Annotated in this window: 14 protein-coding genes; 9 read left to right on the top strand and 5 right to left on the bottom strand. The window is 77.9% G+C overall.

The window, feature by feature from the left end; translation table 11 throughout:
• The 3 genes from VGB14_18000 to VGB14_18010 all read left to right on the top strand — a co-directional run.
• The coding region (locus tag VGB14_18000) for a ubiquinone/menaquinone biosynthesis methyltransferase (protein HEX9994825.1) at positions 1–601 on the top strand (601 nt) is incomplete at its 5' end.
• The gene (locus VGB14_18005) at positions 598–1,785 is read left to right on the top strand and encodes an isochorismate synthase (protein ID HEX9994826.1); all 1,188 of its coding nucleotides are present in this window, start codon (positions 598–600) and stop codon (positions 1,783–1,785) included. The genes VGB14_18000 and VGB14_18005, both read left to right, overlap by 4 nt.
• A 5-nt stretch (positions 1,786–1,790) precedes the next feature.
• Positions 1,791–2,135: a DUF1707 domain-containing protein gene (locus tag VGB14_18010; protein ID HEX9994827.1), complete on the top strand. Its 345-nt coding sequence runs from the start codon at positions 1,791–1,793 to the stop codon at positions 2,133–2,135.
• A 53-nt stretch (positions 2,136–2,188) separates the two neighbouring features.
• Here VGB14_18010 and VGB14_18015 read toward each other — a convergent pair whose 3' ends face one another.
• Positions 2,189–3,001, bottom strand: a complete 813-nt coding sequence (locus VGB14_18015) for an isocitrate lyase/phosphoenolpyruvate mutase family protein (protein ID HEX9994828.1) — start codon at positions 2,999–3,001, stop codon at positions 2,189–2,191.
• Positions 3,002–3,102: 101 nt separating this feature from the next.
• Between VGB14_18015 and VGB14_18020 the strand changes: the two genes are divergently transcribed.
• The 4 genes from VGB14_18020 to VGB14_18035 are packed head-to-tail and all read left to right on the top strand — an operon-like array spanning position 3,103 to position 6,470.
• Positions 3,103–4,194, top strand: coding sequence for a hypothetical protein (locus tag VGB14_18020; GenBank protein ID HEX9994829.1), 1,092 nt, complete (start codon positions 3,103–3,105; stop codon positions 4,192–4,194).
• Positions 4,195–4,208: 14 nt separating this feature from the next.
• Positions 4,209–5,309, top strand: coding sequence for a hypothetical protein (locus VGB14_18025; GenBank protein HEX9994830.1), 1,101 nt, complete (start codon positions 4,209–4,211; stop codon positions 5,307–5,309).
• Positions 5,306–5,614 (top strand): hypothetical protein, encoded by a 309-nt coding sequence (locus VGB14_18030; protein HEX9994831.1) that lies wholly within the window; start codon positions 5,306–5,308, stop codon positions 5,612–5,614. Before VGB14_18025 ends, VGB14_18030 begins: the two co-directional genes overlap by 4 nt.
• Positions 5,615–5,648: 34 nt before the next feature.
• On the top strand, positions 5,649–6,470 hold the full coding sequence (locus tag VGB14_18035) for a hypothetical protein (protein HEX9994832.1): 822 nt from the start codon (positions 5,649–5,651) through the stop codon (positions 6,468–6,470).
• Here the strand turns inward: VGB14_18035 and menD are convergent.
• Positions 6,454–8,130 (bottom strand): 2-succinyl-5-enolpyruvyl-6-hydroxy-3-cyclohexene-1-carboxylic-acid synthase, encoded by a 1,677-nt coding sequence (gene menD / locus VGB14_18040; protein HEX9994833.1) that lies wholly within the window; start codon positions 8,128–8,130, stop codon positions 6,454–6,456. The genes VGB14_18035 and menD overlap by 17 nt on opposite strands.
• Before the next feature lie 23 nt (positions 8,131–8,153).
• Here menD and VGB14_18045 point away from each other — a divergent pair, with 23 nt between their 5' ends.
• Positions 8,154–8,903, top strand: a complete 750-nt coding sequence (locus VGB14_18045; protein ID HEX9994834.1) for an alpha/beta fold hydrolase — start codon at positions 8,154–8,156, stop codon at positions 8,901–8,903.
• Between the two features lie 5 nt (positions 8,904–8,908).
• On the opposite strand, the gene VGB14_18050 is transcribed toward VGB14_18045, so the two are convergent.
• Positions 8,909–9,778, bottom strand: a complete 870-nt coding sequence (locus tag VGB14_18050) for a 1,4-dihydroxy-2-naphthoate polyprenyltransferase (protein ID HEX9994835.1) — start codon at positions 9,776–9,778, stop codon at positions 8,909–8,911.
• The gene (menB, locus tag VGB14_18055) at positions 9,775–10,626 is read right to left on the bottom strand and encodes a 1,4-dihydroxy-2-naphthoyl-CoA synthase (protein ID HEX9994836.1); all 852 of its coding nucleotides are present in this window, start codon (positions 10,624–10,626) and stop codon (positions 9,775–9,777) included. The genes VGB14_18050 and menB overlap by 4 nt, the downstream gene beginning before the upstream one ends.
• A gap of 38 nt (positions 10,627–10,664) precedes the next feature.
• Between menB and VGB14_18060 the strand changes: the two genes are divergently transcribed.
• Entirely contained in the window at positions 10,665–11,744 is a 1,080-nt protein-coding gene (locus tag VGB14_18060) for an AMP-binding protein (protein ID HEX9994837.1), read from the top strand.
• Here the strand turns inward: VGB14_18060 and VGB14_18065 are convergent.
• Positions 11,741–12,914: hypothetical protein (locus VGB14_18065; GenBank protein ID HEX9994838.1), on the bottom strand; the 1,174-nt coding region annotated here is incomplete at its 5' end. The genes VGB14_18060 and VGB14_18065 overlap by 4 nt on opposite strands.

Below are 12,914 nucleotides of genomic sequence, written 5' to 3' on the forward strand. Positions count from 1 at the left end.
GGTGATGACGTTCGGCATGGACGCCGGCTGGCGCCGCCGGGCCGTGCGGGCGCTCGGCCTGGCCGCCGGCTCCCGGGTCGTCGACCTGGCCTGCGGCACCGGCGACCTGTGCCGGGTGCTGGCCGCCGCCGGGCACCGCCCGGTCGGCGTCGACCTGTCGTGGGGCATGCTCGCCGCCGGCCGCACGGACGCCCCGCTGGTGCAGGCCGACGCGCTCCGCCTCCCGCTCCCCGACGGCTCGGTGGACGGGGCCACCTGCGGCTTCGCCCTCCGCAACTTCGTGGCCCTCCCGCCGTTCCTGGCCGAGCTGGCCCGGGTCGTGCGCCCCGGCGGGCGGATCGCCCTGCTCGAGGTGGCCGAGCCCGAGCTGCGCCTGCTGCGGGCCGGCCACCGCGTCTACTTCGGCCGGGTCGTGCCCCGCATCGGCGGGCTCCTGTCCGACCGCGACGCCTACCGCTACCTGCCCGAGTCGGTGGCCTACCTCCCGGCCCCGGCCGAGCTCGCCGGCATGGTGGTCGACGCCGGGTTCCCCGACGCCGAGCGCCGGCTCCTGTCCGGGGGCATCGTCCAGCTCCTGCTCGGCACGAGGAGCGGGCGGTGACCCGGGTCGTCACCCGGCGGCTCGACGGCGAGCCCGACCTCGTCCACGTGGCCGGGCGGGACGGCGTCCTGTTCACGAGGGAGGGCACCGGGCTCGCCGGGCACGGGGTGGCCGCCCGGCTGTCCGGCGGCCCCGACGAGGTCATGGCCGCCCTGGCTTCGTTCGAGGTCGACGACGAGGTGGGCCGGCCCGGGTGCGGCCCGGTGGCCTTCGGCGCCCTCCCCTACGACCGGCGCGCGCCGTGGGTGCTCACCGTCCCCGAGGTGGTCGTCGGCCGGGACCCCGACGGCACGGCCTGGGTGACGACGGTGGGCGACGCCGAGCCGGCCTGGGACGAGGCGCCGGCGGCCGAGGACCTCGGCCCCTCGACGTTCTCGGTCCGGCCGTGCCGGCCGCCGGGCGAGTGGTGCGACGCGGTGGCGGCGGCGACGGCCGAGATCCGGGCCCGCCGGCTCACCAAGGTCGTGCTCGCCCGGGAGGTCCACGTCGAGGGCGACCGCCCCTTCGACCGGCCCACCGTGCTCCGCCGGCTGCGGGCCGCCTACCCGTCGGCCATGGTCGTCGCCGCCGACGGCATGGTGGGCGCCAGCCCCGAGCTGCTCGTGTCCCGGGCCGGCGACCTCGTCCGCTCCCACCCGATGGCCGGCACCGCGCCCCGCAGCGCCGACCCGACGACCGACGCTCGCCTGGCCGCCGGCCTGCTCTCATCGGCCAAGGACCGCTCCGAGCACCAGATCACGATCGACATGGTCCACGACACGCTGCTCCCCTGGTGCTCCTACCTCGACGCCGAGGCCGAGCCGTCGGTCGTGGCCCTGGCCAACGTGCAGCACCTGGCCACGCTCGTGCACGGGCGGCTGTCGGCGCCGGCCCCGTCGGTGCTCGAGCTGGTCGCCGCCCTCCACCCCACCCCCGCCGTGTGCGGGTGGCCGCGGGAGGAGGCGGACGCGCTCCTCGCCCGGCTCGAGGGGTTCGACCGCGGCCGCTACGCCGGCCCGGTCGGGTGGGTGGACGCCGCCGGCAACGGCCGCTTCGCCGTCGGCGTGCGCACCGCGGCGCTGGAGGGGGCGACGGCCCGGGTGTTCGCCGGCAACGGCATCGTGGCCGACTCCGACCCGGCCACCGAGCTGGCCGAGACGAGGGCCAAGCTCCAGGCGCTGCTGTCCGTGCTCGTGCGACCATAGGGGACATGGCGGACAACGGGCAGGTGATGGTCACCGAGCAGGACCAGCGGGCGGCGGTGGCGAAGCTGCGGGAGGCCGAGGGCACGGGGGCCATGTCCCCCGACGAGGTGGCGAGGCGCTCGGCCGACGTGTGGAAGGCGGTGACCCCCCGCGACCTCTGGCGGGCGACCGGCGGCCTCGCCGGGTCGCCGAAGCGGGCCGACGCCGGGGAGTGGCGGCGGGCGGTGATCGTGATGGTCGCCGTCGTGGTGTTCGCGGCGGTGGCGATGTACGCGATCCTCACCGCCTTCCGCAACATCGACGAGGGCCCCAACCCCGGGCTCGGCCCCGCCATCGGCAACAACCGCTAGTTCCCTGCCCTTCGACCGAAGGTGGAGCTGCCCGTCGTGCACGAACCGCCGGGTCAGCTCGACAGCGCCTCGCGCACCGACGCCGACCCGGCCTTCGCCCGGTCCCAGTAGCCGTAGGTGCCCTGGTCGAGCAGCTCCCTCGCCGCCTCGACCACGGCGCCGGCGGCGGTGAAGGCGAAGGCGCCGCCGACCGACACCCGGCGCACGCCGATCGCCGCCAGCTCGGCCACCGGCGGCGCGCCGGCGAGGGCGAGGACGTTGACCGGCCGGTCGACCTCGGCCACCAGCCGGCGCAGGTCGCCCGGGTCGACGACGCCCGGCGCGAACAGCACGTCGGCCCCCGCCTCCTGGTACGCCTGGAGCCGGGCGATCGTGTCGGCCAGGTCGGGGTTGCCCCGGATGTGGTTCTCGGCCCTGGCCGTGAGCACGAACCGGCCGGGGGCCCGGCGGGCCGCCTCCACCGCGGCCGCCACCCGCTCGGCGGCGAGCCCGCGGTCGTAGATGCGGCCGCCCGGCCCCTCGCAGTCCTCCACCGAGCAGCCGGCCAGGCCGGTCTCGGTGGCGAGGCGCACGGTGGTGGCGACGCCGTCGGGGTCGTCGGCGAAGCAGTTCTCGAGGTCGGCCGACACGGGGACGTCCACGGCGGCGGCCAGCACCGCCGCGTGGGCCAGCGCCTCGTCCCTCGTCACCGCCCCGTCGAGCCGCCCGAGCGTCGTGGCGAACCCGCTGCTCGTCGTGGCCAGCGCCTGGAAGCCCAGCGCGGCCAGCAGGCGGGCCGACCCGGCGTCCCAGGGGTTCGGCATCAGCAGCGGCTGCGGCCCCTGGTGCAGCGCCCAGAACCGCTCGCCCTTGTCCTCGCCGGCCATCGGGCCACGGTACCCGGTCGCCCTCTTGTCAGAATTCGGACAATATCGTACTGTCCGTTCATCCCGGTCCTCGTCGGTGGACTTGGGAGGGGGGTCGGACCATGGGCGGCGAGGCGACGATTCGGGCCGGCTGGCACACCTGGTGCGCCCCGCTCGTCGCCGTGGCCGTCGTCCTCGGGGGCATCGTGGCCTGGCCCGACCCGGCCGCCGGCTACCCGCAGATCCACCAGATCCACTGCGTCACCCGGCGCGAGGTGCCGTGGCGGTTCAGCGGCTCGGGCTGGACGTCGACGAGGACGGCCCCGGCCGCCGCCGGGCTCGACATCTGGGATGGCGTCCCGAACTCCGTCGGTAGCCCGTACACCCTGACGTACCAGGACGCCACCTTCGGCCTCCCGGTCGTCATCGAGGACCGGGGGCCGGGAGAGTCCGGGGAGGCCGTCTGCAGCACGAGCGGGACGCTCAGCCGAATCGAGCTCGACATCGCCGGCACCACCGACGCGGCGATCATCCGCGGCCTCGCCGGCCACGAGATGGGGCACGCGCACGGCCTCTCGCACACCGGGGACGGCGACAGCTTCGACCTGCTCCGGCCGACGATGTCGACCTGCGTCGTGCCCTTCGAGTCGAAGGGGTACGTGCGCCAGGACGACGCGGCCGCGCTCGCCGAGGACAACGGCTCGACGTTCCACGCCAACGCCAGCTTCGAGGCCGGGACGGCCTACTGGGGCGCCATCGGCAGCTCGCTGACGTCCCGCGACGGCGGCGGCAGCGACGGCCACCTCTACGCGGCGGTGAACCGGACGGAGACCGGCGGCTACGTGTACCAGACCGTCCGGGTGACCCTCCCGGGGCGGATGCGCTCGCGGGTCAACGTGCGGGTCGGCCCGGGCGTGACGGGGACGGTCACGCACAGCCTGTACGCCAGGGAGGTCACCTACGACCGGGACACGACGTGTCGCGAGAACACCTACGTCAGCGACCTCGACCTGAACGACCCCCACCTGACGGACGTCAACTTCGTGTACCGGGTCGGCAGGACGGTGGGCGTGACGAGCTCCTGGCAGCAGGACGACAGCCCGATCTCGTACACGATCGACGGCTACGAGGGCGTCGACGTGCGGATGCGGATCGTCGAGAGCGTGACGGGCGTGTACGCGTACGTGGACAACGCGCGCGCGTACAAGAGCTGAGAGGCGGGATCCCGATGAGGAGATCGACGGCGGTCTCGGTCGCCGTGGCCCTGGCGGTGACGGGCGCGGCAGCGGCGTGGCGGTTGCCGGGGCGGGAGGCCAGGCTCGAGGGGGACGGGCCGCGAGCGACGACCGACGGGTTCGTGGACGCCGGCGCCTGGCTCGACGGCGTGGACGCCGTCGTCGAGGCCGAGGCCGTGGCGCCGGTCGAGCGGTTCTCCACGACCTCGACGGCCCATCACCTGCTCCTGACCCTCGACGGCGCCGCCCCCCGCTACCAGGCGACGAGCCCGGCCGGCGGCGGTGACCCGCCGGGCCCGATCCCCGGGGAGCGGCTCACCGTCCGGGAGCCGACGGGCGCGAGCGAGGCGACGTCGGTGTTCGCCGGGGTGGTGCCCGGGACACCGGTCCTCGTGACCCTCGCCTGGTTCGCCGACCGCCCCGACTACCGCACGCCGTGGGGCGTGGTCGTCGCGTTCACCGTCGACCCGGACGGGGCCGTCCACGCGCTCGGCCCGTCGGGGGCCACGATCGACGAGCAGCTCGGGCGCATCGCCGACGGCGGGGCGACGGTTGACACGGTCGTCGACTGGGTCGGGGAGGCCGACGCGCGGCGCGCCGACCCGTCCGCCCCCGCACCCCTCCACGCCGCCTACGGGTCCGCGGCGTCGGCCCCCGAGGCGCGCGCCGCCGGGGACGACTGGTACCAGCTCCCGGCCACCGTCCGCCCGCTCGACCCCGAGCTGACGCCACCGGAGGTGCTCGACGGCCTCGACCTGCGGGCCGTCCTCATCGACGTCGCCGACCCGGGCCGCTTCGACGGCGAGCTGCTCGTCATCCGCACCCCGCTCGGCGTCGCCGACGTGAGCGAGCTGGCCGCCGGCACGCACCCGACGAGCGTGCTCGTCCCGCCGACCGGACGCTGGGACGTCGTCGTCACCGACGAGGACGGCGGTGCCGAGACGCCGATCGGGACGGTGCCCCCGACCGTGTGGCGCTCGCTCGACGCCACCGTCGTCTCGGTGACGCCGGGGCCGGTGCCGGGCCTTCGCGTCTCGCCGGTCACGTCGGCCGCCTACGACCGGCTGTTGGCGGGGCTGGCGGGCCCCCGATGACGCGGCGGAGCGCCGCCGTGCTCGTGCTCGCCGTCCTGGCCGGGTCGTCCTGCGGCGCCCGCAGCCCGAGCGCGACCGTGCTCAGGGACGCCGCCTGCGTCTTCGTCGCCGACGCGGCCGGCAGGGAGGGCTCGGACCAGTCGGACGAGGCCGATGCCGCCTACGCGGACGCCACCCGCGCCGCCGAGGCGGCGGCCGAACGCGACGCCCGCTTCGCACCGCTCGCGACCGCGCTCAGGGAACGGGACAGCGCCGTCGTGGAGGCGACCTGCGCGGCGGAGCTGGCGGCCCGTCTGCAGGACTGAGGAACCGGGCGCCGCCAGGCGCCGTCGAAGGACCGTGCGCCGCCCGCTCGTCGCCATCGCCACCGCCGTCGCCCTCGCCGCCGCCGGCTGCGGGGACGACGCCGTCACCACCACCGCCACCGCCCCGCCCGAGCAGCCGCCCCGCTACGAGGTGACGACCACCGTCCTCGAGAGCGCCGACCACGGGCCCCAGCTCTGCCTGGGCGGGATCGCCGACTCGTACCCGCCGCAGTGCGGCGGGCCCGACCTCGCCGGCTGGTCGTGGGACGCCGTCGCCGGCAAGGAGTCGGCGGCCGGCACGACGTGGGCGACCGTGCACGTGGTCGGCACCTTCGACGGCGAGCGGTTCACCCTGACCGAGCCGCCCGGCCCGCCCGGGGACGCCGGCCCGCCCACGCCCCTGCCCGACCTCTCGCCGGCCTGCGACCAGCCGGTCGGCACCGCCGCCCCGGCCGAGGCCTTCGCCGGCGTCGGCGGCGTCCCCGGCGAGGTCGCCGTCTGGGTGTCCGACCCGGCGGGCGGCGAGTGGGACGGGCCGTTCACGGTCAGTGTCGTCGTCCGCCCGGGCTCGGGCCCGGCGGCCGAGGCCCGGGTCCGCGAGATGTGGGCCGGGCCGCTGTGCGTCGTCGAGCGCGACCTCCCGAGCGCAGCCGACCTGGCGGCCGTGCAGGAGGAGGCCCACGCCGGCGGCGGGCCGGGCACGCCGCTCGGCACGGTGTACGCGTCGTGGACCGAGCCGAGGGAGGGCGTGGTCGTGCTGAGCGTCGCCGTGGCCGACGACGCGGCCATGGCCTACGCCGCCGAGCGGTGGGGCGACCTCGTCCGGCTGGAGGGGATCCTCACGCCGATCGGCTGACGGCCGCGGCCACGGCGGCGTGCACCTCGTCGTGGACGGCGACGTTGCCGGCCCGGTCGGTGCGGACGTGGACGAGCCGCACGCCGTCGCCGGCCAGCGCCGCCGGCAGGTCGGCGAGGCGGTCGAGCCGGGCGGCGGGCACGCCCCACGCCGCGGCGAGCGCGCACGGGTCGGCCCCGTGGGGGGTGCCGAAGAGGCGCTCGAACCGGTCGGCGGGCAGCGCCCCGGCCTGGGGGAGGAACGAGAAGATGCCGCCGCCGTCATTGTCCACGACCACGACGGCGAGGTCGATCGCCCGGCCGGGCGCGCCGAGGAGGGCGTTGGCGTCGTGGACGAAGGCCACGTCGCCGACGAGCACCGCCGTCGGCCCGCCGGCGAGCGCCACGCCGACCGCCGTCGAGACCACGCCGTCGATCCCGTTGGCGCCCCGGTTGGCGACCACCCGCAGGCCGGTGCGGGGGGCGGCGAACCACTCGACGTCCCGCACGGGCATGGACGACGAGACGACGAGGGTGGCGCCGTCGGGCAGGGCGGCGGCCAGCGCCCTGGCCAGGCCCGGCTCGGTCGGCTCCGGGTGGCCGGCCAGGCAGCCGTCGACGGCCCGCTGGGCGGCGTCCTCGGCGGCGCGCCAGGCGCCGAGCCACGCCGGGTCGGCCGCCGGCCCGATCCGCGAGGTCGCGAGCGCCCGGCACAGCTCGGTCGGGTCGGCGGCCAGGACCTCGCCGGCCGTGCGCTCGGCGTCCCACCACCGGCCCCTGGCGTCGACGGCGACCTGGCGCGCCCCCGAGCCGGCCAGCCACCGGGCCACCACCTTGGACGCCGGCGGGGCGCCGAGGCGCAGCACGCCGTCCGGGCGGAGGCGGTCGGCGGCGGCCGGGTCGCGGAGGACGGCGTCGGCGGCGGCGACCGTCGCCGGCGACGGGACCCGGGCGCCCGAGCGGGGGTCGGCCAGCACGGGCCAGCCCCTGGCCCGAGCGGCGGCGTGGACGGCCGCCGGGTCGCCCGCCCCCTCGCCGGCGACGACCACCGTGCGGGCCGGCAGGCGCGGGGGCGGGACGTCGGCGCCGACCGGCCCGGCGGCGGCGCGGTGCCATGGCTCGCCGCCGGGCCGGCCGGGAGGGAGGCCGGCCGGGTCGCCGACCAGCGGGTCGCGGAAGGCCAGGTTCAGGTGCACGGGCCCGGGTCGGGCGCCGGCGGCCTCGGCCACCGCCCGGGCGGCCAGCGAGCGCCACGAGCCGGCCGCGGCCGCGTCGGGCGGGCCCGGGTCGGCGAACCAGCGGGCGGCCCGGCCGAAGAGGTGCACCTGGTCGACGGTCTGCGGCGCGCCCACGTCCTGGAGCTCGGGCGGCCGGTCGGCCGTGCAGGCGATCAGGGGGACGCCGGCCTGGGACGCCTCGACGACGGCGGGGTGCAGCTCGACGGCGGCCGTGCCGCTCGTGGTCAGCACGACGGCCGGCCGGCCCGTGGCCCGACCGAGCCCGAGCGCGACGAACCCGGCGGCCCGCTCGTCGTGGTGGACGTGCAGCCGCAGCCGGTCGTCGGCGGCCAGGGCCAGGGCCAGCGGCGTCGACCGGGAGCCCGGGCAGACGACCGCGTCGGTGACGCCGGCCCTCGCCCACTCGTCGACGAGGGTGGCGCAGAACGTCGCCGCGGCGGTCATCCGGCCCTGCCACCATGCCGGCCGTGCTGCACGCGGACACCACCGGCGCCGGGCCCCGGCTGGTGCTCGTCCACGGCTTCACCCAGGACCGGCGGTGCTGGGGCCCGGTGGCCGGCGCGCTGGCCGAGGACCACGAGGTGGTGCTGGTCGACGCGCCGGGCCACGGCCGCTCGGCCGGCGTGCCGGCCGGCCTCGAGGACGGCGCCCGGCTGCTCGGCGAGGCCGGCGGCCGGGCCGCCTACCTCGGCTACTCGATGGGCGGGCGGCTGTGCCTCACCCTGGCGCTGGCCCGGCCCGAGCTCGTGACCGCGCTGGTGCTCGTGGGCGCCACCGCCGGGATCGAGGACCCCGGCGAGCGGGCGGCCCGGCGGGCGGCCGACGAGGCGCTGGCCGACCGGCTGGAGCGGATCGGGGTCGAGGCGTTCGTGGACGAGTGGCTGGCGGGGCCGCTGTTCGCCGGCCTGCCGGCGTGGGCCCGGTTCGAGGCCGAGCGCCGGGAGGGCTCGGCCGCCGGCCTGGCCGCCAGCCTGCGCCTGGCCGGCACCGGCACGCAGCCACCGTCGTGGCACCGCCTCGGCGAGCTGGCCATGCCCGTGCTCGTCGTCGCCGGCGAGCGGGACATCCGGTTCTCGGCCGCCGGGCGCCGCCTCGCCGCCGCCGTCGGCCCCAACGCCGCCTTCGCGGCCGTGCCCGGCGCCGGCCACGCCGCCCACCTCGAGGCGCCCGACCGGTTCCTCGCCGTCGTGCGCCCCTGGCTGGCCGCGCTCGGCTGACCCGGTCACGCGCCGACCCACAGGCCGAGCGCGAACAGCACGCCGAACACGAGCTGGGCCCGGCCGGTGAGGGCCAGCGCCGGCACGAGCGCCGGCCCGGTCGCCCCCGACAGCACGGTCTCCACCGGGCGGCGGGCCGGCAGCACGGCGGCCAGGGAGACGGCCGCCAGCGGCCGGCCCGACAGCCCGGCCACGAACGGGACAGCCACGAACGCGCCGACGACGAGGGCGGTGTAGAGGGCCCGGGTGCCGGGCTGGCCGAGGCGGACGGCGAGCGTCCGCTTGCCGGCGGCCGCGTCCGTCGGGATGTCGCGCAGGTTGTTGACGACGAGTAGGGCGGTGGCCAGGAGGCCGACGGGCACGGCGGCCGCGACGGCCAGCCCGGTCACCCCGCCGGTGTGCACGTAGGCGCTGCCGACCGTGGCCACCAGCCCGAAGAACACGAACACGAACACCTCGCCGAGCCCGGCGTAGCCGTAGGGGCGGGGGCCGCCGGTGTACAGCCAGCCGGCGGCGAAGCACGCCGCCCCGACGACGACCAGCTCCCAGCCGACCGCGGCGGCGAGCGCCAGCCCGGCGACGGCGGCGACGGCGAAGGAGGCGACGGCCGCCCGCTTCACGGACGCCGGTGCGGCCAGGCCGGACGCCACCAGGCGGACGGGCCCGACCCGGTGGGCGTCGGCGCCCCGCACGCCGTCGGCGTAGTCGTTGACGTAGTTGGTGCCGACCTGCACGGCGAGGGCGACGACCAGCGCGGCGGCGGCCCGCCAGGCGACCACGTCGGCCTCGCCGGCCGCGGCCGCCGTCCCGACGAGCACGGGGACCACCGCGGCCGGAAGGGTGCGGGGCCTCGCCCCCACCACCCAGCGGTTCACGGCCGGCGGGGGAACCTCGTGAAGTCCGGGCGGCGCTTCTGGACGTAGGCGTCCCTGCCCTCCTGCGCCTCCTCGGTCTGGTAGAAGAGCAGGGTCGCGTCCCCGGCCAGCTGCTGGATGCCGGCGAGGCCGTCGTCGGCGGCGTTCATCGACGCCTTCAGCAGCCGCAGCGCCATCGGCGACATGGCGAGCATCTCGCGGCACCAGTCGACGGTCACCTGCTCCAGGTCCTCGAGCGGGACGACCGCGTTGACGAGCCCCATCTCGTAGGCCCGCTGGGCGTCGTACTGCCGGCAGAGGAACCAGACCTCGCGGGCCCGCTTCTGGCCGATGTTGCGGGCCAGCAGCCCGGAGCCGTAGCCGCCGTCGAACGAGCCGACCTTCGGCCCCGTCTGGCCGAAGCGGGCGTTGTCGGCGGCGATGGTCAGGTCGCACACGACGTGGAGGACGTGCCCCCCGCCGATGGCGTAGCCGGCGACCATGGCCACCACCGGCTTCGGCGTCCGGCGGATCTGCACCTGGAGGTCGAGCACGTTCAGGCGCCCGATCCCCTTGCGGCCGACGGCGTCGTCGCCCAGGTAGCCGTCGTCGCCCCTGATGCGCTGGTCCCCGCCGGAGCAGAAGGCCATGTCGCCCTCGCCGGTGAGGACGATGACCCCGACCTGGTCGTCGTCCCTCGCCCGGTCGAAGGCGTCGGAGAGCTCGAACAGGGTCTGGGGCCGGAAGGCGTTGCGCACCTCCGGCCGGCAGATCGTGATCTTGGCGATCGACTCGCCGGTCTCGTAGCGGATGTCGCCGTAGTCCCCGGCCTGCTGCCACTCGACGTCCGCCGGCTTGATCCTCGACATGGACCGAGTCTGGCAGCAACCGAGCAGACTTCCGGTCCGTGCCCCGCCTCGTCGCCCTCGACCAGCCGCCCGGGCCGGCGTTCGTCGCCGCCCTGCTGGCGGTGTGGGACGCGGGCGACGCCGCCTTCCCGGTCGACGCCCGCCTGCCGCCGGATCAGCGCGAGGCCGTCGCCCGGTCGGTGGGCGTGGGCGACGAGGTGGCGCCGGGGGACGCGCTCGTGGTCGCCACCAGCGGCACGACCGGGCGGCCCAGGGGCGTGGTCCTGACCCACGACGCCGTCGCCGCCTCGGCCAGGGCGACGAGCGCACGCCTCGCCGTCGACCCGGCGGCCGACCGGTGGCTGGCCTGCCTGCCGCTGGCCCACGTGGGCGGGCTGTCGGTGGTCACCAGGGCGGTCGTCACCGGGACGCCGCTGACCGTCGTCCCCCGCCCCGACCCGGTCCTCGTGGCCGAGGCCGCGGCGGCCGGCGCCACGCTCGTCTCGCTCGTCGCCACGGCGCTCCGCCGGGGGGTCGACCCCCGCCCGTTCCGGGTCGTCGTGCTCGGCGGCAGCGCCCCGCCGCCGCCCGGCGAGCGGCCGGCCAACGCCGTGACCACGTGGGGGATGACGGAGACGGGCAGCGGCGTGGTCTACGACGGCGTCCCCCTCGACGGGGTCGAGGTGCGGGTGGTGGACGGCGAGGTCCACGTGAGGGGGCCGATGCTGCTGCGGGCCTACCGGGACGGCACCGACCCGAAGGACGCCGACGGCTGGTTCGCCACCGGCGACCTCGGCGAGGTCGGCGCCGACGGCCGGCTGACCGTGCTCGGCCGCAGGGGCGACCTGATCGTCACGGGCGGCGAGAACGTGTGGCCCGAGCCGGTGGAGCGGGCGCTCGAGGCCCACCCGGCCGTCGCCGAGGCGGGCGTGTGCGGCCGGCCCGACCCGGAGTGGGGGCACCGCGTGGTCGCCGTCGTCGTCCCGGCCGACCCCGCCGCGCCGCCCACCCTGGAGGACCTCCGGGCCGTCGTGCGGGACCACCTGCCGCCGTGGTGCGCGCCTCGCGAGCTGGTGCTCGCCGACCGCCTGCCCCGCACGGCGCTCGGCAAGCTGCGGCGGGCCGCGCTGCCCGCCTAGGGCACGACGGCGACGAGGCGGGCGCCCCGCAGGGCGACGTCGAGCGGGCGCAGGTCGCCGCCGCCGGACGGCCAGGCGTAGACGATCCCGGCCGACGTCCCGAACAGCCACTCGCCGTCGGGCGACCAGCGGGGGTCGTTCAGCCCGTCGGCCTCGAGCACGACCTCGCCGGTGGCGGTGTCGACCACCGCCACCCCCTCTCCCGCCGCGCACGCGCACGCGACGGCGGCGAGGCGCCCGTCGGGCGAGAAGGCGGCGACGCCGGGGATGAGCCGGGGGACGAAGCGGTTGCCGGTGAGGCCGCCGGGGAGCTGGGGGACGACGTCGGCGCCGGTGCTCAGGTCGGTGAGGTGGACGACGCAGGTGAGCTCGCCCTCGCAGTCGTAGCGGGCGACGGTCACCCCGCCGGAGCCGAGGAACTGCCCCCCGACGGCCCGCTCCGGCGGCCCGCCGGCCGGCGCCAGCAGGTAGATGCCGGCCGGCGTCTGGAGCAGGAGGCCGCCCTCGACCCCGCCCATCGGCGCCACCTCGGGCAACAGCGCGGTGGTCGGCGACGTCGGCTCGCCGGCGAGGGAGCGCTCCTCGACCGTCACCCCGCCGCCCGGGGTGCGGTCCACGGTGGTGAGCCACACGCGGTCGGCGACGGCCGAGGGCAGCGGCTGGGCGGCGCCGAGGTCGGCCACCAGGTCGCCGAGGTCGCTGCTCAGGGTGTGGGCCGTGCCCCGGCGGTCGACGACGACGACCCCGCCCTCCCTCGGCAGGATCGGGGCGTCGAGGTCGACGGGCACCGGCGTGCCCGGGTGGGTGACCCGCCCGGTGGCCAGGTCGACCATGGCCAGGCTGCCGTCGTCGACGAGCAGGCTGGGCGGGTCGTCGCCGGGGAGCAAGGTCCCCTCCCGCGCCGTCACGGCCCCCCGCCCGCCCGGCGTGCCGGCCGGCGGCACGGTGGGGCCGGGGTCGCCGGCCGGCGTGGTGGTCGGGGCGGCCACGTCGGGCTCGTCCTCGCCGCCCACCGACGCCAGCAGGGCGAGGACGGCGGCGACGGCCGCGACCACGGCGGCGACGACCCCCCAGCCCGGCCGGCGCCCGCCGCCGGCGGTCACGACCGTGCCCGACGCCGGCCCGGCCGCGCCCCGGTCGGTCAGGAGCAGCACCGCGCCGGTCAGGTCC

The organism is Acidimicrobiales bacterium (assembly GCA_036399815.1).
Classification (GTDB): domain Bacteria; phylum Actinomycetota; class Acidimicrobiia; order Acidimicrobiales; family DASWMK01; genus DASWMK01.

Bases quoted from the DNA above. Each gene is read 5' to 3' on its own strand.
- VGB14_18010 (HEX9994827.1), top strand. From the start codon at position 1,791: ATGGCGGACAACGGGCAGGTGATGGTCACCGAGCAGGACCAGCGGGCG.
- VGB14_18020 (HEX9994829.1), top strand. From the start codon at position 3,103: ATGGGCGGCGAGGCGACGATTCGGGCCGGCTGGCACACCTGGTGCGCC.
- menD (HEX9994833.1), bottom strand. From the start codon at position 8,130: ATGACCGCCGCGGCGACGTTCTGCGCCACCCTCGTCGACGAGTGGGCG.
- VGB14_18015 (HEX9994828.1), bottom strand. From the start codon at position 3,001: ATGGCCGGCGAGGACAAGGGCGAGCGGTTCTGGGCGCTGCACCAGGGG.
- VGB14_18025 (HEX9994830.1), top strand. From the start codon at position 4,209: ATGAGGAGATCGACGGCGGTCTCGGTCGCCGTGGCCCTGGCGGTGACG.
- menB (HEX9994836.1), bottom strand. From the start codon at position 10,626: ATGTCGAGGATCAAGCCGGCGGACGTCGAGTGGCAGCAGGCCGGGGAC.
- VGB14_18030 (HEX9994831.1), top strand. From the start codon at position 5,306: ATGACGCGGCGGAGCGCCGCCGTGCTCGTGCTCGCCGTCCTGGCCGGG.